This window comes from Escherichia sp. MOD1-EC7003, from assembly GCF_002965065.1.
Taxonomy (GTDB): Bacteria; Pseudomonadota; Gammaproteobacteria; order Enterobacterales; family Enterobacteriaceae; genus Escherichia.
In genome coordinates this window covers 14193-32692 of record NZ_PTRE01000032.1, presented here as the reverse complement: position 1 = coordinate 32692, position 18500 = coordinate 14193, and the positions used below count along the sequence as shown (strand labels likewise).

23 protein-coding genes are annotated in these 18500 nt (G+C 50.3%); 16 read left to right on the top strand and 7 right to left on the bottom strand.

All coding sequences use genetic code 11. The features are described from left to right. Positions 1-688: 688 nt before the first annotated feature. Both rhaA and rhaB read right to left on the bottom strand, forming a co-directional pair. Positions 689-1948 (bottom strand): L-rhamnose isomerase, encoded by a 1260-nt coding sequence (gene rhaA / locus A7090_RS05990; RefSeq protein ID WP_105273350.1) that lies wholly within the window; start codon positions 1946-1948, stop codon positions 689-691. Next, the gene (gene rhaB / locus A7090_RS05985; RefSeq protein ID WP_105273349.1) at positions 1945-3414 is read right to left on the bottom strand and encodes a rhamnulokinase; all 1470 of its coding nucleotides are present in this window, start codon (positions 3412-3414) and stop codon (positions 1945-1947) included. The genes rhaA and rhaB overlap by 4 nt, the downstream gene beginning before the upstream one ends. Positions 3415-3701: 287 nt before the next feature. On the opposite strand from rhaB, the gene rhaS reads away from it, so the two are divergent. Both rhaS and rhaR read left to right on the top strand, forming a co-directional pair. Next, positions 3702-4538 (top strand): HTH-type transcriptional activator RhaS, encoded by an 837-nt coding sequence (gene rhaS, locus A7090_RS05980; protein WP_105273348.1) that lies wholly within the window; start codon positions 3702-3704, stop codon positions 4536-4538. Positions 4539-4611: 73 nt separating this feature from the next. After that, positions 4612-5460, top strand: coding sequence for an HTH-type transcriptional activator RhaR (rhaR, locus tag A7090_RS05975; protein WP_206748388.1), 849 nt, complete (start codon positions 4612-4614; stop codon positions 5458-5460). Here the strand turns inward: rhaR and rhaT are convergent. Then, complete coding sequence (gene rhaT / locus A7090_RS05970) at positions 5457-6491, bottom strand: L-rhamnose/proton symporter RhaT (protein WP_105273346.1); 1035 nt, start codon at positions 6489-6491, stop codon at positions 5457-5459. The genes rhaR and rhaT overlap by 4 nt on opposite strands. Positions 6492-6775: 284 nt before the next feature. Here rhaT and sodA point away from each other — a divergent pair, with 284 nt between their 5' ends. Next, a complete protein-coding gene (gene sodA / locus A7090_RS05965; RefSeq protein WP_105273345.1) occupies positions 6776-7396 on the top strand; it encodes a superoxide dismutase [Mn] in 621 nt (206 codons plus the stop codon). Positions 7397-7465: 69 nt separating this feature from the next. Further along, positions 7466-8140 (top strand): 6-hydroxyaminopurine reductase, encoded by a 675-nt coding sequence (yiiM, locus tag A7090_RS05960; RefSeq protein WP_105273344.1) that lies wholly within the window; start codon positions 7466-7468, stop codon positions 8138-8140. A gap of 169 nt (positions 8141-8309) precedes the next feature. Here yiiM and cpxA read toward each other — a convergent pair whose 3' ends face one another. Then, entirely contained in the window at positions 8310-9683 is a 1374-nt protein-coding gene (cpxA, locus tag A7090_RS05955) for an envelope stress sensor histidine kinase CpxA (protein WP_105273343.1), read from the bottom strand. After that, entirely contained in the window at positions 9680-10378 is a 699-nt protein-coding gene (cpxR, locus tag A7090_RS05950; protein ID WP_105273342.1) for an envelope stress response regulator transcription factor CpxR, read from the bottom strand. Before cpxR ends, cpxA begins: the two co-directional genes overlap by 4 nt. Before the next feature lie 149 nt (positions 10379-10527). Between cpxR and cpxP the strand changes: the two genes are divergently transcribed. Further along, positions 10528-11028 carry a cell-envelope stress modulator CpxP gene (gene cpxP, locus A7090_RS05945; RefSeq protein WP_001223800.1) on the top strand — a complete coding sequence of 167 codons (501 nt, stop codon included), beginning with the start codon at positions 10528-10530 and terminating at the stop codon, positions 11026-11028. A gap of 186 nt (positions 11029-11214) precedes the next feature. Here cpxP and A7090_RS05940 read toward each other — a convergent pair whose 3' ends face one another. Both A7090_RS05940 and A7090_RS05935 read right to left on the bottom strand, forming a co-directional pair. Continuing rightward, positions 11215-12195, bottom strand: coding sequence for a phage integrase (locus A7090_RS05940; protein ID WP_000985246.1), 981 nt, complete (start codon positions 12193-12195; stop codon positions 11215-11217). 69 nt (positions 12196-12264) lie between these two features. Further along, positions 12265-12558, bottom strand: coding sequence for a helix-turn-helix domain-containing protein (locus tag A7090_RS05935; RefSeq protein WP_000777029.1), 294 nt, complete (start codon positions 12556-12558; stop codon positions 12265-12267). Positions 12559-12694: 136 nt separating this feature from the next. On the opposite strand from A7090_RS05935, the gene A7090_RS05930 reads away from it, so the two are divergent. From A7090_RS05930 to A7090_RS05885, 11 genes are all read left to right on the top strand, one after another. Beyond that, positions 12695-12967, top strand: coding sequence for a Cox family DNA-binding protein (locus A7090_RS05930; protein WP_105273341.1), 273 nt, complete (start codon positions 12695-12697; stop codon positions 12965-12967). A gap of 2 nt (positions 12968-12969) precedes the next feature. Continuing rightward, the gene (locus tag A7090_RS26130; RefSeq protein ID WP_001005162.1) at positions 12970-13140 is read left to right on the top strand and encodes a hypothetical protein; all 171 of its coding nucleotides are present in this window, start codon (positions 12970-12972) and stop codon (positions 13138-13140) included. Then, complete coding sequence (locus A7090_RS05925; protein ID WP_000217682.1) at positions 13137-13637, top strand: hypothetical protein; 501 nt, start codon at positions 13137-13139, stop codon at positions 13635-13637. The genes A7090_RS26130 and A7090_RS05925 overlap by 4 nt, the downstream gene beginning before the upstream one ends. Before the next feature lie 63 nt (positions 13638-13700). Further along, complete coding sequence (locus tag A7090_RS05920; protein WP_000557703.1) at positions 13701-13925, top strand: DUF2732 family protein; 225 nt, start codon at positions 13701-13703, stop codon at positions 13923-13925. Further along, a complete protein-coding gene (locus tag A7090_RS05915; RefSeq protein WP_001754915.1) occupies positions 13925-14227 on the top strand; it encodes a DUF5405 family protein in 303 nt (100 codons plus the stop codon). The genes A7090_RS05920 and A7090_RS05915 overlap by 1 nt, the downstream gene beginning before the upstream one ends. Beyond that, on the top strand, positions 14227-14451 hold the full coding sequence (locus tag A7090_RS05910; protein WP_001113264.1) for a TraR/DksA C4-type zinc finger protein: 225 nt from the start codon (positions 14227-14229) through the stop codon (positions 14449-14451). The genes A7090_RS05915 and A7090_RS05910 overlap by 1 nt, the downstream gene beginning before the upstream one ends. Then, a complete protein-coding gene (locus A7090_RS05905; protein ID WP_000027667.1) occupies positions 14448-14723 on the top strand; it encodes a DUF5405 family protein in 276 nt (91 codons plus the stop codon). The genes A7090_RS05910 and A7090_RS05905 overlap by 4 nt, the downstream gene beginning before the upstream one ends. Then, positions 14713-16998, top strand: coding sequence for a replication endonuclease (locus tag A7090_RS05900; protein WP_105273340.1), 2286 nt, complete (start codon positions 14713-14715; stop codon positions 16996-16998). The genes A7090_RS05905 and A7090_RS05900 overlap by 11 nt, the downstream gene beginning before the upstream one ends. Continuing rightward, the gene (locus A7090_RS05895) at positions 16998-17450 is read left to right on the top strand and encodes a DUF3850 domain-containing protein (protein ID WP_105273351.1); all 453 of its coding nucleotides are present in this window, start codon (positions 16998-17000) and stop codon (positions 17448-17450) included. Before A7090_RS05900 ends, A7090_RS05895 begins: the two co-directional genes overlap by 1 nt. Continuing rightward, the gene (locus A7090_RS26435) at positions 17450-17656 is read left to right on the top strand and encodes a hypothetical protein (protein WP_105273339.1); all 207 of its coding nucleotides are present in this window, start codon (positions 17450-17452) and stop codon (positions 17654-17656) included. Before A7090_RS05895 ends, A7090_RS26435 begins: the two co-directional genes overlap by 1 nt. 224 nt (positions 17657-17880) lie before the next feature. Next, entirely contained in the window at positions 17881-18474 is a 594-nt protein-coding gene (locus tag A7090_RS05885) for a hypothetical protein (protein WP_021519103.1), read from the top strand. The last annotated feature ends 26 nt before the right edge of the window (positions 18475-18500 follow it).

The window sequence follows — 18500 nt, the reverse complement described above, 5'->3', positions numbered from 1 at the left end:
AGAGTCAGAGAACAGATATCGTTCTTACTGTAAAACCGTGGCCAGAATTACTTGACCACTACACGCAGCCGCGTCTTATCAGGCCTACTGTTGGTGACCCGTAGGCCGGATAAGGCACTTGTGCCGCATCCGGAAATCAATGCCTGATGCGACGCTGCCGCGTCTTATCAGGCCTACAACAGTTGGTGACCCGCAGGCCGGATAAGGCACCCGTGCTGCATCCGGCAATCAATGCCTGATGCGACGCAGCCGCGTCTTATCAGGCCTACAACAGTTGGTGACCCGTAGGCCGGATAAGGCACTTGTGCCGCATCCGGCAATCAATGCCTGATGCGACGCAGCCGCGTCTTATCAGGCCTACAACAGTTGGTGACCCGCAGGCCGGATAAGGCACTCGTGCCGCATCCGGCAATCAATGCCTGATGCGACGCAGCCGCGTCTTATCAGGCCTACTGTTGGTGACCCGCAGGCCGGATAAGGCACTCGTGCCGCATCCGGCAATCAATGCCTGATACGACGCAGCCGCGTCTTATCAGGCCTACAACTGTTGATGACCCGTAGGCCGGATAAGGCACTTGTGCCGCATCCGGCAATCAATGCCTGATGCGACGCAGCCGCGTCTTATCAGGCCTACAACTGTGGGTGATCCGTAGGCCGGATAAGGCACTTGTGCCGCATCCGGCAGTGTTTACCCGCGCTGGCTCAAAATCGCTTTCTCATAAGCCCGTACGCTTTCCAGCCATTCGCTACCCGCTGGGGTATCGTGACGTTGGCAATACATTTCCCACACCGCCTGCCACGGCAACGATTTTTGCTCTTCCAGTAGCGCCAGCCGCGCAGTGTAATCGCCCGCCGCTTCCAGCTTGCGTAGTTCGGCTGTCGGTTCTAACAACGCACGCAGCAGGGCTTTTTTCATATTGCGTGTACCAATGACCCACGCGGCAATACGGTTGATAGAGGCATCAAAGAAATCGAGACCAATATGCACGCGGTCAAACAGATCGTGACGAACAATCTCACTGGCAATCGCCTGGGTTTCATCATCCAGCAGCACGACGTGATCGCTGTCCCAGCGCACCGGACGGCTGACGTGCAGCAGCAACTGCGGCACATACAGCATGGCGGCAGAAATCTTGTCGGAAATCACTTCAGTTGGATGGAAATGTCCGGCGTCCAGGCACAGCGCGGTCTGGCGGCTGGTGGCATACCCCATGTAAAACTCATTGGAGCCAACGGTGTAACTCTCCGCGCCAATACCAAACAATTTGCTCTCTACGGCGTCGATATGGTGCGCCGGGTTCAGCTTCTCGCTGATCACTTCATCCAGTGCATCCAGTAAGCGCTGGCGCGGTGCGAGGCGGTCAACGGTGATATCTTTCATGCCATCCGGGATCCAGATGTTCATCACAGACGGTGTGCCGAGTTGCTCACCAAACCAGGCCGAAACGCGACGGCTGGCTTTGCAATGATCAATCCAGAACTGGCGAATGCTGTCGTTGGCATGGGAAAGCGTAAAGCCATCGGCGCTTAGCGGATGCGAAAAACAGGAGGGGTTAAAATCCAGACCGAGCTGATTGGCTTTCGCCCATTCAACCCAGTTTTTGAAGTGCTCTGGTTTGATCTGGTCGCGTGAGACTGGCGTGTCTGATTCCAGATAAATAGCATGTAAATTCAGCCGTTTCGGCCCCGGAATCAGCCGCATAGCCTGTTCCAGATCGGCACGCAGCTCGCGGGCATTACGCGCTTTGCCCGCATAATTACCTGTGGCCTGAATCCCGCCAGTCAGCGAACCTTCCGGGTTTTCAAAACCGGAAACATCATCGCCTTGCCAGCAGTGCATTGAAACGGGTAAACGATCAAGTTGGCGCAGCGCCTCCTCGACATCAATCCCCACCGCCGCGAAACGCTGTTTCGCCAGCTCCCAGGCCTGTTCCAGTTGAGTGGTCATGCGCAAAGCTCCTTTGTCTGTCGTGTAGAGTGAATCCGCGCCACATAGTGGGCAATTTCACTGTCAGGATTAGGGGTAAAGATGGTCAGATTCGCGGTGGTGCTGACGACCTGACGGAAATCATCCACGTTGTTGAGTTCATCCAGCGTCATTAACTGGACGCCGATATTGCCGAGCGTCGAGGCTTCAACAGGCCCTGCAATCACCCGAATACCGCAGGCGTCGGCACACAGTTGGTTGAGCAACGCGTTCTGGCAGCCGCCGCCGACAATATGCAGTTGCGAGAAATCTTCACCGCGCAGCTGCGCCAGCTCATGCAACACATCGGCATACAGCAGCGCCAGACTGTCAAAAATACAACGTGCCAGTTCGGCATCGCTTTCTGGGGTCGGCTGGGCCGTTTCCTCGCACGCAGCCTGAATTTCGCTGCACATTGCGTCAGGATTAATAAATCGTTCGTCATTGGGATTGATGATGAAACGGCAGGCCGGAAGTGCTTGTGTTGCGGCGATAAGCGCCGGGAGATCGTTGATTTTCCGCTCCTGTAGCACACGCTGAAGCAGCCATAATCCCATAATATTTTTCAGCACCCGATAGCGACCTTCTGCCCCGCCTTCATTGGTGATATTGGCTACCAGCGCCGCGTCATTGGTAAATGGCGTCTGGCTTTCGAAGCCCATCAATGACCAGGTGCCAGAAGAGAGATAAGCGGCGCGTGAACCGTTTAACGGCGAGGCGATAACCGCACTGGCGGTATCATGGCTGGCAACGGCGACCACCGGAATCTCATTACCCTGCGGGCAAATCCATTGCCCAATGACATTACCCGGATGCGTCGGGCGACCAAACCAGGCTTTGTTGGCACCGCTCCACGCCAACAGGCACTCATCCCAATCATCGCTATTAATATTGACCAGTTGCGTGGTGGTGGCGTTGGTATATTCCCAGTTCATCTTGCCGGTCAGGCGATAACTAAAGTAATCCGGCATCAGCAGAGCGTGAGCAATGTGTGGAATAAGTTCAGGTTGTTGACCTGTCAGCGCACGTAACTGATAAAGCGTATTGAAGGGCAGAAACTGGATGCCGCTACGTTGATAAATATCGTGTTTACCAATTTGCTGTTGTGCCAGCGCCATCAGACCATTGGTGCGGCTATCGCGATAAGCAACAGGCAGACCCACGCGCTGGCCCTGTTGGTCCAGCAACACATAGTCCACGCCCCAGGTATCAATACCGATGCTATCGATACGAATCCCTTCCTCGCATACCTTGTTCAGTCCAAAACGAATAGCACTCTCCAGGTTATCCACATCCCAGGTGACATAACCGTTTTGGTTATGCAACCCATTGTTAAAACGATGGATTTCCCTCAGTGTCAGGCTGCGGCATTCACGCTCGTAACGCGCCAGCATTACGCGTCCACTGGATGCGCCGAGATCGACGGCGACACAATTGCGAAAGGTCATAATGTGATCCTGCTGAATTTCATTACGACCAGTCTAAAAAGCGCCTGAATTCGCCACCTTCTCGTTACTGACAGGAAAATGGACCATTGGCAACCAGGGAAAGATGAACGTGATGATGTTCACAATTTGCTGAATTGTGATGATGTGATGCTCACCGCATTTCCTGAAAATTCACGCTGTATCTTGAAAAATCGACATTTTTTACGTGGTTTACCGTCGAAAGTTTAAGGTAAGAATCTGACCTCGTGATTACTATTCCGCCATGTTGACGACATCAGGAGGCCGTTATGACCGTATTACATAGCGTGGATTTTTTTCCGTCTGGTAACGCGTCCGTGGTGATTGAACCCCGGCTTCCGCAGGTGGATTTCCCTGAACATCATCATGATTTTCATGAGATTGTGATTGTCGAACATGGCACGGGTATTCATGTGTTTAATGGACAGCCCTATACCATCACCGGCGGGACGGTCTGTTTCGTACGCGATCATGATAGGCATCTGTATGAACATACCGATAACCTGTGTCTGACCAATGTGCTCTATCGCTCGCCGGATCGATTTCAGTTTCTCGCCGGGCTGAATCAGTTGCTGCCACAAGAGCAAGGCGGGCAGTATCCGTCTCACTGGCGCGTTAACCAAAGCGTATTGCAGCAGGTGCGACAGCTGGTTGCACAGTTGGAACAGCAGGACGGGGAAAATGATTTACCCTCGACTGCCAGTCGCGAGATCTTGTTTATGCAATTACTGCTCTTGCTGCGTAAAAGCAGTTTGCAGGAGAGCCTGGAAAGCAGCGCATCACGCCTCAATTTGCTTCTGGCCTGGCTGGAGGACCATTTTGCCGATGAGGTGAATTGGGATGCCGTGGCGAATCAATTTTCTCTTTCGCTGCGTACGCTGCATCGCCAGCTTAAGCAGCAAACGGGACTGACGCCTCAGCGATACCTGAACCGCCTGCGACTGATGAAGGCCCGTCATCTGCTACGCCACAGTGAGGCCAGCGTAACTGACATCGCCTATCACTGCGGATTCAACGACAGTAACCACTTTTCGACGCTTTTTCGCCGAGAGTTTAACTGGTCACCGCGTGATATTCGCCAGGGACGGGATGGCTTTCTGCAATAACGCGAATCTTCTCAACGTATTTGTACGCCATATTGCGAATAATCAACTTCGTTCTCTGGCCGAGGTAGCCACGGTGGCACATCAGTTAAAACTGCGCAAAGATGATTTTTTTGCCAGCGACCAGCAGGCAGTCGCTGTGGCTGACCGTTATCCGCAAGATGTCTTTGCCGAACATACACATGATTTTTGTGAGCTGGTGATTGTCTGGCGCGGTAATGGTTTGCATGTACTCAACGATCGCCCTTATCGCATTACCCGTGGCGATCTCTTTTACATTCATGCTGACGATAAACACTCCTACGCTTCCGTTAACGATCTGGTTTTGCAGAATATTATTTATTGCCCGGAGCGGCTGACGCTGAATCTTGACTGGCAGGGGGCGATTCCGGGATTTAGCGCCAGCGCAGGGCAACCACACTGGCGCTTAGGTAGCGTGGGGATGGCGCAGGCGCGGCAGGTTATCGGTCAGCTTGAGCATGAAAGTAGTCAGCATGTGCCGTTTGCTAACGAAATGGCAGAGTTGCTGTTCGGGCAGTTGGTGATGTTGCTGAATCGCCATCGTTACACCAGCGACTCGCAGCCGCCGACATCCAGCGAAACGTTGCTGGATAAGTTAATTACCCGGCTGGCGGCCAGCCTGAAAAGTCCCTTTGCGCTGGATAAATTTTGTGATGAGGCATCGTGCAGTGAGCGCGTTTTGCGTCAGCAATTTCGCCAGCAGACTGGAATGACCATCAATCAATATCTGCGGCAGGTCAGAGTGTGTCATGCGCAATATCTTCTCCAGCATAGCCGCCTGTTAATCAGTGATATTTCGACCGAATGTGGCTTTGAAGATAGTAACTATTTTTCGGTGGTGTTTACCCGGGAAACCGGGATGACGCCCAGCCAGTGGCGTCATCTCAATTCGCAGAAAGATTAATTCGCCATTCCCATGCCGACGATATTAGCGGCGACAATAATCACCACACAACCGAGGCTCAACACAGCCACCGGACGACGACCCGCATTGTTCCACTCTTTTAATACCAGGCCGACGATGCCACCGCACAGTACGTAGAAACTCATATGCAGCATCCAACTGATGTAGTCATATTGTGCCGGAATGCGCGCGTGTCCCCAGGCATAGAAAAAGAATTGCAGATACCACATCAACCCGCCCAGCGCCGATAGCAATATGTTTTGAATGATCAGCGGTTTTGCCAGCGAAAAGTCAGCCTTTAACGATAAATCTTTCACTTTTGCCAGACGAATAAAGCAGAAGCCGAGGTTAATGATCGCGCCACCACCCATGATGACAACATAGCTTGGCAGAGCGACATACAGCGGATCAACTCCTAGCGCGGCAGCGGCTTCATGCATCGGTTTTGCGGCGTTCATCGCAAAAGACATCCCGGCAGAGAAAATGCCACACATCACCGCCAGCACCAGCCCTTTTTTCAGATTGAACTCTTCGGCTTTAATGCCCATTTTGCGCTCTTTCAACTGCCCGGCGCGAGTCACAATCCCTACGCCAATCAGCGCTACCAGTACGCCGAGCAACGTCATGCGCCCGCCTTCGGTATTAATCAGCACATCGAAATTACCGTTGATAATCGGTGTCATCAGCGTACCGACAATCAACGTAATGCCAATGGCGATGCCAATTCCCATCGACATACCGAGATAACGCATGGTCAGGCCGTAGTTGATATTTCCAATCCCCCACATAGCGCCGAACAGAAAAACAGGCAGCAGCGTAGCGAGACTAAACGAGCTGTAATAAGCCCAGAAATCAGGTAGCAGCATGGCGCTGATGACCCACGGCAGGATAATCCACGAAACAATCCCACCGACTGACCACATGGTTTCCCATGACCATTTTTTAACTTTCTTGAACGGCGCGTAAAAACAGGCTGCACTGGCCGCGCCGATCAAATGCCAAAATATCCCCATCGTAATCGCGTTACTCATCTTCTTATCCTCATCATTTTTCGTCGCGTCACATCTCCGACGAGATGAGTGTAAAAATCGTGCTGTCGATTAACCTTTCGCCTGTTGCCGCCGCTGTCGATTTACTGGCAATCACGGCATTAAGTGGGTGATTTGCTTCACATCTCGGGCATTTCCCTGCAAAACCATACCCTTACGAAAAGTACGGCATTGATAATCATTTTCAATATCATTTAATTAACTATAATGAACCAACTGCTTACGCGGCATTAACAATCGGCCGCCCGACAATACTGGAGATGAATATGAGTTATACCCTGCCATCCCTGCCGTATGCTTACGATGCCCTGGAACCGCACTTCGATAAGCAGACCATGGAAATCCACCACACCAAACACCATCAGGCCTACGTCAACAACGCCAACGCGGCGCTGGAAAGCCTGCCAGAATTTGCCAACCTGCCGGTTGAAGAGCTGATCACTAAACTGGACCAGTTGCCAGCAGACAAGAAAACCGTACTGCGCAACAACGCTGGTGGTCACGCTAACCACAGCCTGTTCTGGAAAGGTCTGAAAAAAGGCACCACTCTACAGGGTGACCTGAAAGCGGCTATCGAACGTGATTTCGGTTCCGTAGATAACTTCAAAGCAGAATTTGAAAAAGCGGCAGCTTCCCGCTTTGGTTCCGGCTGGGCATGGCTGGTGCAAAAAGGCGATAAACTGGCGGTGGTTTCTACTGCTAACCAGGACTCCCCGATGATGGGCGAAGCGATTTCTGGCGCTTCCGGCTTCCCGATTCTGGGCCTGGATGTGTGGGAACATGCTTACTACCTGAAATTCCAGAATCGCCGCCCGGACTACATCAAAGAGTTCTGGAACGTGGTGAACTGGGACGAAGCTGCGGCGCGTTTCGCGGCGAAAAAATAAGGTTGCATAAACGCCTGTGAGAAGCGAGTCTGATGGCTCGCTTTTTTGTATCTGCGAAGGCGAAAACAGATGCATTACCCCGTTGATGTGTATACAGGCAAAGTTCAGGATTATCTGGAAAGTCGCCCCAGCGCTATTGCAAAAGTTCAGGTTGATGGCGAGCTGATGCTGACGGAACTGGGCCTGGAAAGCGATGAACAGGCAGAGAAAAAGATTCACGGCGGGCCGGATAGAGCGCTGTGTCATTATCCTCGCGAGCATTATCTCTACTGGGCGCGAGAGTTTCCTGAACAGGCAGAATTGTTTGTTGCGCCAGCCTTTGGCGAGAATATCTCCACTGACGGTCTCACTGAGCAAAATGTTTATATTGGCGATATCTTCCGCTGGGGAGAGGCGCTGATTCAGGTCACGCAGCCGCGCTCGCCATGCTTCAAACTCAATGACCATTTTGGCATCAGTGATATGGCGCAACTGATGCAGCATTGCGGAAAAGTTGGTTGGTTGTACAGCGTAATTGCGCCAGGGCGGGTATCTGCGGATGCGCCGCTGGAGTTGGTTTCCCGTGTCAGCGATGTGACCGTGCAGGAGGCTGCCGCTATCGCATGGCATATGCCGTTTGATGACGAGCAGTATCACCGTTTACTCTGCGCTGCCGGATTATCGAAAAGTTGGACGCGGACGATGCAAAAGCGCCGACTGAGCGGCAAGATTGAAGATTTTTCACGACGGTTGTGGGGAAAATAACCTCCGCAGAGTAGGCCTGATAAGACGCTATCAGCGTCGCATCAGGCTTCCTGCTTAAATGCCGGATGCGGCGTAACGCCTTATCCGGCCTACAAAATCAATAAATTCAACAGGTGTTGTAGGCCTGATAAGCGTAGCGCATCAGGCATTTTTTACCCGAAGGTTGACGTTATGACCGCTTATACAGCGGCAACCAAATCACCAGACGTAAACCGCCCAGCGGGCTGTCTTCTGCCTTCACCCATCCCCGATGCTGCTGGATGGCGGTTTCAACAATCGCCAGCCCCAGACCTGTACCGCCAGATTCACGATCGCGCGCTTCATCGGTACGATAAAACGGACGGAAAATCTGTTCGCGATCTTCCGGGCTAACGCCAGGACCATCGTCGTCCACCGTAATGGTGATACCGTCTTTATCTACCGCAAAGCCCACTTCAATCTTCGTATGGGAATAACGCAGAGCATTACGAACAATGTTTTCCAGCGCACTTTCCAGGGCATTCGGGTTACCGTACAGCGGCCATGGCCCAGGCGGGAAGTTAACCGTCAACGACTTGCCCATTTGCTCGGCTTCGAACGCCGCGTTATCCAGCACTTCACTCCACAACTGGTTGGCTTTGATGGTCTCGCTAACCAGCGCGTTTTTCTGCTGATTACGTGACATCACCAACAGATCGTTGATCATGCTGTCCAGACGTTGCGCTTCGGTTTCAATACGTTCCAGCTCCTTGCTTTCACCACTACGACGGCGCAGTAACGCCGTACCCAGTTGCAGACGCGTCAGCGGTGTGCGCAGCTCGTGAGAGATATCAGAAAGCAGGCGCTGCTGGGTGGTCATCATGCGCTCCAGCGCGGTGACCATCTGGTTAAAACTGGCACCGGCGGCAAGAAATTCCTGTGGCCCCGCTTCCAGTTCCGGGTGCTGGCGTAAATTCCCCTGGGCAACTTCATCGGCAGCGTTTTTCAGCTTACGCGCCGGTTTTGCCAGACTCCAGGCCAACCACAACAGCAGCGGCGTACTGACCAACATGGTGACAATCAGCAGCAATAGCGGACGGTCAAACAGTAAGTTAATGAAATCGGATTGAGAACTGCTGGCCGGACGAATCAGATAAAGTTGGTAATTATCTTCGCCATCACGCACGGAGAACGGACCGACCAGTTCCACGCGGCCATACTTTTTCTTCTGCGGATGATCGGCGTTATCGGCCTGGCCAATAAAATTGCGAATGATCTGCATTTCGCTGCGTTCCGCGCCGATCACGCGGCCTTCGGTGGTCACCAGTAACAAACGTTGGCCGGGCGGTGCCCACTTATCAATCGCCCGGAACAGACGCCGCCACCACATTAAATCATTGGGTGGATCGTTCGCCAGTTCTGCTTCGACATGCTGCTCAATCATCAGTCCTTGACGCTGTTCGCTATCCAGAAGCTCGGTCATCTGGCGTGAATCGAGCTTGGGTAACATCAAAACTAACATCAACACCAGCGCCAGCGTCAGCCAGAAGATGGCGAAGATGCGAGCGGTTAAACTGCCTATCATGAAGCGGAAACCATCAGATAGCCGCGACCACGTAAGGTTTTAAACCACGGATGCCCGTCTTTGCGATCCGGCAGCTTACGACGCAGGTTGGAAATATGCATATCGATAGCGCGGTCGAAAGGCGTCAGGCGTTTGTCCAGCACTTCCTGGCTTAAATGCTCACGAGAAACCACCTGACCCAAATGCTGTGCCAGCAAATAGAGCAGGGTAAATTCAGTGCCGGTTAACTCCAGGGTTTGCCCGTCGAAGCTGGCTTCCTGACGGCCTGGATTCAGCACTAAGGCATCAACTTCCAGAGTCGGTGAACTGTTGTCGTTGCTTTGCTGTTGCTCGCTCCAGTGCGAACGGCGCAGGATCGCGCGAATACGTGCCACCAGCTCACGATCATTAAACGGTTTCGGGAGATAGTCATCTGCGCCCAGCTCAAGGCCGAGAACGCGATCAAGTTCACTGCCGCGCGCCGTCAACATAATGACAGGCGTCTGGTGTGTCTGGCGAAGGGCTTTTAATGTGTCGATACCATTTTTCTTCGGCATCATTACATCAAGCAAAAGTAAATCAATGCTGTCGTCCAGAAGGTCAAGCGCCTGTTCCCCATCATGGGCAACAATCACGTTGAAGCCTTCCATATCGAGCAGCTCCTTTAACAGGGAAGTCAGCTCTCGGTCATCATCAACTAACAGGATTTTATTCATTGTTTAAATACCTCCGAGGCAGAAATTACGTCATCAGACGTCGCTAATCCATGACTTTACGTTGTTTTACACCCCCTGACGCATGTTTGCAGCCTGAATCGTAAACTCTCTATCGTTGAATCGCGACAGAAAGATTTTGGGAGCAAATGATGCGCATAGTTACCGCTGCCGTCATGGCCTCAACGCTGGCAGTCAGTTCATTAAGCCACGCTGCTGAAGTCGGTTCAGGCGATAACTGGCATCCGGGTGAAGAACTTACGCAGCGCAGTACGCAGAGCCATATGTTCGACGGCATAAGTTTAACCGAACATCAGCGTCAGCAGATGCGAGATCTTATGCAACAGGCCCGGCACGAACAGCCGCCAGTTAATGTTAGCGAACTGGAGACAATGCATCGCCTTGTCACCGCAGAAAATTTTGATGAAAACGCTGTGCGCGCACAGGCAGAAAAAATGGCGAATGAGCAAATTGCTCGTCAGGTTGAGATGGCAAAAGTCCGCAACCAAATGTATCGCCTGTTAACGCCGGAGCAGCAAGCGGTTTTAAACGAGAAACATCAACAACGAATGGAGCAGTTGCGTGACGTGACGCAATGGCAAAAAAGTTCATCGTTGAAGCTATTGAGTAGTAGCAACTCACGTTCCCAGTAGTAAACCCTGTTTTCCTTGCCATAGACACCATCCCTGTCTTCCCCCACATGATGTGGGGGTTTTTTTTATCAATTACTTACATGCAGTCAAAAGTAAAAACAGGTACTTATCGAAAGCTGTAAGGGTTTGGAGCGGTTTCAAAATTTCTTGAGTGTGGACACTATGTGGACACTCAGAGGGGGAAATTTATAACGTCACTCCGCCTTTTAGTGGATTCAGAGCGACGGCATTTTGCAGATAGTCAGGCGCAAGGTGCGCATAGGCCATCGTCTGCTGAATGCTCGCATGTCCCAGAATCTGTTGCAGTGCGATTATATTGCCCCCATTCATCATGAAATGGCTTGCGAATGTATGCCGCAGGATGTGGGTTGCCTGATTGGGTGGTATATCAGGTTTCACTCTGCGTAAAATCCCGCAAAATTTCTCATAATCAACTTTGAATAATTTGGCGCTGGCCTCCTCTTTAACTTTTTTCTCCAGTTCCTCAGAAATCGGCACGGTTCGCTTTTTACCGTTTTTGGTTTTCAGGAAGGTAACCCTGCAATTTGTAATCTGTGCTGGTTTTAGCGTGGCAACTTCCGTCCATCTTCCTCCAGTGCTCAGACATAAAAGCGCGACAAGTAAGTCATCACCAGCCAAAACATTTAACAGTTTTTCGATTTCTGCTTTTTCCAGGAACGTCATTTCAGGGTTGGCCTCCGCCAGTGGCGGCAGTCCGTGAATTGGGTGTTGCCCGGAAAATTCATCCAATTGAATTAATTTTGTGAACATGCCGGATAATCGGTACATGTCACGGTTTATCGTTGCGGCACTGATACCATCACGTAGTCGCATGGAACGATAATCCATCAAAGCCCTTTTGCTCATCCTGCTCACTGGTATATCACCTATGCCGCTGATGGTTTTGAGTAGATGATTAAACTCTTTTGTTCCATGCTCGTGGTTTTGCCCGTGATATTTCCACCAGATGTCCAGCAACTCACTCAAAGTCCGGCGGTCTGCTCGCTGGCCTCCCCATTCTTTCTGACTGGCATTGGCGATCGTGTATCGCTCAAATGCTAGTGCTTCAGCTTTTCTTTCGAATTTCCTGCGGATGCGTTTTCCGTCGCGACCGCGAGGTCTAATGTCCACTTCATAGCGACCATCATCGAGCTTCTTAATTGCCATAAGAAAGCCCTCCGGCGCTGTATTCACCATCTTGGTAGCAAATGGTGAAAATGTAATCTTTATATAGAGTTAGCCAATCCTTTTCGCGGAGTGGTTGGACTCTGTTGACTCTGGCCCAATGTGCGCGAGAGCCGGTGCGATTTGTCCTGCGTCCGGCGCGGTTTTATCTGTCATAAGCCATAGAGCATATTTTTGGAATGTGGGATGCATAGTGATTTTTAGCAAAGCTGTGCCACCGGGTTCAAAGTTTCCTCCTTCATATTTTTTAAGTGTGCTTAGCGGTAACTCTATGATTTCACAGAATTTTGATTGGCTTAGCCCTTCAGCCTCACGCAAGGCCTTAATCTTTTCGCTTAATTTCATTTGACATGGTGCCTATATAGGGACTAAATTCCCTCAAAACTGGAACCTATATAGGTTCCATTGATTTGAGAATAAACCAGCGTCTAAACGGTTTTGAGTGGTTTAGAAAGGGCTGGATCCTATGAGGGTACCATATATGGACTCTGAAAATTATGTGATTCAGTATCCGCTTGATGCGGTTCATGTGGATAAATTTGCTGATTTATTAGGGAAGCCAAAGACAGCCGTCAGTGAAATGGTGAAGGCAAATAAATTACCAATTATTGAATTGCGTGATCCTTGCAAACCGAAGGCTCGTGCCGGTGAAAAATGGGTTTTCATTCCTGAGTTTAATCGCGCTGTACGTGAGGCGTTTTATAACCGACCGGTTGAACAGCGTGATGCATGGCTTTTGTGGATGGGGTTGTGATTATGAATGAGCCGCGTTGTATTGCTCAGTTATTGCGTAACGAAAGCCCCAGGGCGATTGACTTCACCATCACCCACGGTAAGGGGCGTAAGGGAATCATTATCCGCACCAAAAAACAGAGTCCGTTAAAAAAGGCTCTGACCTTTCTGAAAAGCCGGAGGGTATGGAAATGACAGTGATGACGCTCAATCTCGTTGAAAAACAGCCAGCAACTATGCGCCGGATAATTGGTAAGCATCTGGCCGTCCCTCGCTGGCAGGAGACATGCGATTATTATAATCAGATGATGGAACGCGAACGGCTAACGGTTTGCTTTCATGCGCAGTTAAAACAGCGTCACGCAACGATGCGTTTTGAAGAAATGAACGACGTCGAACGTGAACGGCTGGTTTGTGCAATTGATGAATTGCGTGGGGCATTCTCAAAACGCCGTCAGGTTGGCGCAAGTGAGTATGCATATATTAGTTTTTTAACAGTCAGTCAGCGCCGTACTTTATTTATGCATGCCGGATTGACTGAAAAAGAATTCAACCAGCCATACTGGCGAATTAATGAAGAGTCATGTTACTGGCGTGATGCTTTATTCCGTGCGTTACGTGAATTATTCAGTCTGTTTGAGTATGCGCCGACAATTCTGACGTCGGTAAAACCAGAGCAATATCTGCATTAAGTAATTAACCAGAGTTTTTAACGCACTTAATCGTGCGGGGCTTCTTTTTGCCTGGAGAAAGTCATGCATACAGTTTCTGAAAATCAGTGCGGTAAATACGCATTACTGCTGCAACAGGCCAGAACCGAAGCACAGGCCGACGCAGCGACGCGCTTTTCTTCTCATCTTGACGCCATGATTCGCCATATCACAAAGGCGGAGTTATCCCGCGTGGAGATAGTCGAGCTGCTCAGTCAGGAGTCGGAAAAATTTCACAATATCGGATTGTCTCGCGGGGAGGTGCTTTGATGTCCTGTTCTCATTCAGTTGTATTACTGAATAACGCCTTAAAAATCGCTGTTATGAAAAATGGCGATTTGTCTCTTATTCAACTTGGTCTTGATAAAGAAAAACGCGAAATAACTGAATCTGTTATCGCGATTTATCAGAACGAATTAAACCTCCTGTCTGATGTGGTCAATTTACTTGTTAAACGCGCTGTATTCCACAAGCAAATTTCCTCAGTGGATGAACTGACAAAATTAACGACAGAAATCGCCAGCTATTGCGCTGATGAATTTAAGAAACTGAACGACAAAAGGAGCTGGTAATGCCGGACAACGTGGATTTTATTCAGGAACAACAGGCTGAATTACTGGAGCGTCAGATTAACGCGGCAAGGGTAAAACATTGCGGTGCTTCTGCGCTGGTTTGCGAAGAGTGTGACGCGCCAATACCTGCTGCCCGTCGTGCGGCTTATCCGTCAGCCACGCGTTGTGTTTCCTGCCAGTCAGTCTTTGAAGCAAAAAACAAACATTACCGGAGAACGGCATGAGTATTCGTATTGAAATTGGCGAACGTTATGTCGTTACCAGTGACAGCTTTCAGTTTATTCTCCACGAGAAAAAGAGAGCGGAAAGCGGTAAAAACGCCGGTCAGGAATGGCTGGCGGTGGTTGGTTATTATCCGAAATTAAGCCAGCTCGTTTCCGGCCTGATGCATCACGATATTCTGACCGGAAGCGCAAAGTCTTTTGCTGATTTAAACGCGCAGGTTGAGCAACTCAGCAGGCGTTGTTCAGAGGCTTTTGGCTCATATGGCCGTTAAAGCCTCCGGGCGTTTTGTCCCTCCGTCAGCATTTGCTGCAGGCACCGGTAAGGCGTTTACCGGTGCTTATGCATGGAACGCGCCACGCGAGGCTGTCGGGCGCGAAAGACCCCTTACACGTGACGAGATGCGTCAGGTGCAAGGTGTTTTATCCACGATTAACCGCCTGCCTTACTTTTTGCGCTCGCTGTTTACTTCACGCTATGACTACATCCGGCGCAATAAAAGCCCGGTGCACGGGTTTTATTTCCTCACATCCACTTTTCAGCGTCGTTTATGGCCGCGCATTGAGCGTGTGAATCAGCGTCATGAAATGAACGCCGACGCGTCGTTGCTGTTTCTGGCAGAGCGCGACCAGTATGCGCGCCTGCCGGGGATGAATGACAAGGAGCTGAAAAAGTTTGCCGCCCGTATCTCATCACAGCTTTTCATGATGTATGAGGAACTCTGCGATGCCTGGGTGGATGCGCATGGCGAGAAAGAATCGCTGTTTACGGATGAGGCGCAGGCTCACCTCTATGGTCATGTTGCTGGCGCTGCACGTGCTTTCAATATTTCCCCGCTCTACTGGAAAAAATACCGTAAAGGACAGATGACCACGAGGCAGGCATATTCTGCCATTGCCCGTCTGTTTAACGATGAGTGGTGGACTCATCAGCTTAAAGGCCAGCGTATGCGCTGGCATGAGGCGTTACTGATTGCTGTCGGGGAGGTGAATAAAGACCGTTCTCCTTATGCCAGTAAACATGCCATTCGTGATGTGCGTGCACGCCGCCAGGCAAATCTGGAATTTCTTAAATCGTGTGACCTTGAAAACAGGGAAACCGGCGAGCGCATCGACCTTATCAGTAAGGTGATGGGCAGTATTTCTAATCCTGAAATTCGCCGGATGGAGCTGATGAACACCATTGCCGGTATTGAGCGTTACGCCGCCGCAGAGGGGGATGTGGGGATGTTTATCACGCTGACCACGCCGTCAAAGTATCACCCGACACGTCAGGTCGGAAAAGGCGAAAGTAAAACCGTCCAGCTTAATCACGGCTGGAATGATGAGGCATTTAATCCAAAGGATGCGCAGCGTTATCTCTGCCGTATCTGGAGCCTGATGCGCACGGCATTCAAGGATAATGATTTACAGGTCTACGGTTTGCGTGTCGTCGAGCCACACCACGACGGAACGCCGCACTGGCATATGATGCTTTTTTGTAATCCACGCCAGCGTAACCAGATTATCGAAATCATGCGTCGCTATGCGCTCAAAGAGGATGGTGACGAAAGAGGAGCCGCGCGAAACCGTTTTCAGGCAAAGCACCTTAACCGGGGCGGTGCTGCGGGATATATCGCGAAATACATTTCAAAAAATATCGACGGCTATGCACTGGATGGTCAGCTCGATAACGATACCGGTAAGCCGCTTAAAGATACTGCCGCGGCTGTTACCGCATGGGCGTCAACGTGGCGCATCCCGCAATTTAAAACGGTTGGCCTGCCGACAATGGGGGCTTACCGTGAACTACGCAAATTGCCTCGCGGCGTCAGTATTGCTGATGAGTTTGACGAACGCGTCGAGGCTGCTCGCGCTGCCGCAGACAGTGGTGATTTTGCGTTGTATATCAGCGCGCAGGGTGGGGCAAATGTCCCGCGCGATTGTCAGACTGTCAGGGTTGCCCGTAGCCCGTCGGATGACGTCAACGAGTACGAGGAAGAAGTCGAGAGAGTGGTCGGCATTTACGCGCCGCATCTCGGCGCGCGTCATATTCATATCACCAGAACCACGGACTGGCGCATTGTTCCGAAATTTCCGGTCGTTGAGCCTTTGACTTTAAAAAGCGGCATCGCCGCGCCTCGGAGTCCTGTCAATAACTGTGGAAAGCTCACCGGTGGTGATACTTCGTTACCGGCTCCCACGCCTTCTGAGCACGCCGCAGCAGTGCTTAATCTGGTTGATGACGGTGTTATCGAATGGAATGACCCGGAGGTCGTGAGGGCGCTCAGGGGCGCATTAAAACACGACCGGAGAACGCCAAACCGTCAGCAAAGAAACGGAAGCCCGTTAAAACCGCATGAAATTGCACCATCGGCCAGACTGACCCGGTCTGAACGATTGCAAATCACCCGTATCCGCGTTGACCTTGCTCAGAACGGTATCAGGCCGCAGCGATGGGAGCTTGAGGCGCTGGTGCGTGGCGCGACCGTAAATTATGACGGGAAAAAATTCACGTATACGGTCGCTGATGAGTGGCCGGGATTCTCAACAGTAATGGAGTGGACATGATGGCAAAAATTCACGAGGTAAAGCTGCACGCAAAATATTTCGACCTTGTGCTGGAAGGAAAGAAACGCGCAGAGTTTCGGAAAAATGACCGTAATTATGAGCGCGGGGACACGTTGATTTTGCATGAATGGGTGCAGGGTGTGTATACGGGGCGAAAGGTTGAAGCCCGGATAACAGATGTTACTGACCTGTCAGACTGGCTGGAAGATTATGTCTTGCTAAGTATTGAGCTGCTTAATTCAGGTGCATATGAGATTGTGAACTGGAAAGAACTTAGTGAGCGTGGTCTGGTATTCAGAATTAATCATGAAATTATGCATCAGCTCGGCCTTGCTGTTATGTATGAACCAGAGACGGGGATGTCTGGCGGTGCAATGGTTGCCACGGATGGAGCATGGAACTATTCAGATGAACAGATGGAGCGTGCACAGCAAAACGGGTGGCTTGGATAATGCACAGAATACCAGGCGAGATACCGCACCATAAAACTAAAAATATCAAGCTGATGGCTATTGTTCAGCGTTTACAGCGGATTATGGTCAACGAAAATCTGACGCCAGATGAGCTAGTCGGGTGTGCAGAAATAGTCCGGGATAATTACGGGCGGTTTAACCATATCGGTCAATCAAGAGTTACGCCACCACCACGCAGACTATAGAAAACGCCGTCAGTCTTGAAACTTGTTTTCAGGGCTGGCGGGGTTGAACAACGAGCATCGCGAGGCGTTAGTGGTATTGGAACCAATGAGAAAACAAAAAACTCAACGCCTCCCCTCATGTTTGATGGTATGGTCTTGTTTTTAGGTAATGAAGCTTTATTCGGGTGACGTGCCTAATATAGCTTTCTGCATGACGTTAGAATGATGATGAGATCATGTTATTAATGAATGAGAAAAAAAGACAAAAATATCTAAAGATAATGTTTGAATGTCAAAAGCGACTTGAAACACTTCATGCTTTATCATCTGGAAGGATTGATGGCATTTATTTTCAAGTGTTAATTGAAATGGAGGCGTTGCAGCTTAGGAAGCTACTAGAGCTCATTGCATTTTCATCTCTAATTTCACATGAAAAAGCATACGAGAAGGTTACAAAGAAGATTGATGGTGTATGGAAGGCGAAGAATATATTTAAAGAGTTGGAAAAGATAAACCCTAACTTTTATCCAGTACCAATATCAGGAGTAACCAAAACGGGCTGGACGAAACTAACGGGAGGTTTTTTGACGAAAAAACAGTTTATCAAGCTATATGATGAATGCTCAAAACATATTCACGTAAGGAACCCATATCGGGTTAGGGAAAACTCGCTGGGGTTTCATAAAAAAGTTCCAGAGTATTTATCAAGAATTGAAACTCTACTGTTAAAGCACATTGTTTCTCTTGCCGGGAATGAAGAACTTCTTCTTGTAGATGTGCCTCATTATGAAGACTCTGTAACAGCTATAAAAATGAGCCACCTCGTTAAAATGGGGTGAAAAATAAGCAATAAATAGTCGATTCT

Bases quoted from the DNA above. Each gene is read 5' to 3' on its own strand.
- rhaA (WP_105273350.1), bottom strand. From the start codon at position 1,948: ATGACCACTCAACTGGAACAGGCCTGGGAGCTGGCGAAACAGCGTTTC.
- rhaB (WP_105273349.1), bottom strand. From the start codon at position 3,414: ATGACCTTTCGCAATTGTGTCGCCGTCGATCTCGGCGCATCCAGTGGA.
- rhaS (WP_105273348.1), top strand. From the start codon at position 3,702: ATGACCGTATTACATAGCGTGGATTTTTTTCCGTCTGGTAACGCGTCC.
- rhaT (WP_105273346.1), bottom strand. From the start codon at position 6,491: ATGAGTAACGCGATTACGATGGGGATATTTTGGCATTTGATCGGCGCG.
- sodA (WP_105273345.1), top strand. From the start codon at position 6,776: ATGAGTTATACCCTGCCATCCCTGCCGTATGCTTACGATGCCCTGGAA.
- yiiM (WP_105273344.1), top strand. From the start codon at position 7,466: ATGCATTACCCCGTTGATGTGTATACAGGCAAAGTTCAGGATTATCTG.
- cpxA (WP_105273343.1), bottom strand. From the start codon at position 9,683: ATGATAGGCAGTTTAACCGCTCGCATCTTCGCCATCTTCTGGCTGACG.
- cpxR (WP_105273342.1), bottom strand. From the start codon at position 10,378: ATGAATAAAATCCTGTTAGTTGATGATGACCGAGAGCTGACTTCCCTG.
- cpxP (WP_001223800.1), top strand. From the start codon at position 10,528: ATGCGCATAGTTACCGCTGCCGTCATGGCCTCAACGCTGGCAGTCAGT.
- A7090_RS05940 (WP_000985246.1), bottom strand. From the start codon at position 12,195: ATGGCAATTAAGAAGCTCGATGATGGTCGCTATGAAGTGGACATTAGA.
- A7090_RS05935 (WP_000777029.1), bottom strand. From the start codon at position 12,558: ATGAAATTAAGCGAAAAGATTAAGGCCTTGCGTGAGGCTGAAGGGCTA.
- A7090_RS05930 (WP_105273341.1), top strand. From the start codon at position 12,695: ATGGACTCTGAAAATTATGTGATTCAGTATCCGCTTGATGCGGTTCAT.
- A7090_RS26130 (WP_001005162.1), top strand. From the start codon at position 12,970: ATGAATGAGCCGCGTTGTATTGCTCAGTTATTGCGTAACGAAAGCCCC.
- A7090_RS05925 (WP_000217682.1), top strand. From the start codon at position 13,137: ATGACAGTGATGACGCTCAATCTCGTTGAAAAACAGCCAGCAACTATG.
- A7090_RS05920 (WP_000557703.1), top strand. From the start codon at position 13,701: ATGCATACAGTTTCTGAAAATCAGTGCGGTAAATACGCATTACTGCTG.
- A7090_RS05915 (WP_001754915.1), top strand. From the start codon at position 13,925: ATGTCCTGTTCTCATTCAGTTGTATTACTGAATAACGCCTTAAAAATC.
- A7090_RS05910 (WP_001113264.1), top strand. From the start codon at position 14,227: ATGCCGGACAACGTGGATTTTATTCAGGAACAACAGGCTGAATTACTG.
- A7090_RS05905 (WP_000027667.1), top strand. From the start codon at position 14,448: ATGAGTATTCGTATTGAAATTGGCGAACGTTATGTCGTTACCAGTGAC.
- A7090_RS05900 (WP_105273340.1), top strand. From the start codon at position 14,713: ATGGCCGTTAAAGCCTCCGGGCGTTTTGTCCCTCCGTCAGCATTTGCT.
- A7090_RS05895 (WP_105273351.1), top strand. From the start codon at position 16,998: ATGGCAAAAATTCACGAGGTAAAGCTGCACGCAAAATATTTCGACCTT.
- A7090_RS26435 (WP_105273339.1), top strand. From the start codon at position 17,450: ATGCACAGAATACCAGGCGAGATACCGCACCATAAAACTAAAAATATC.
- A7090_RS05885 (WP_021519103.1), top strand. From the start codon at position 17,881: ATGAATGAGAAAAAAAGACAAAAATATCTAAAGATAATGTTTGAATGT.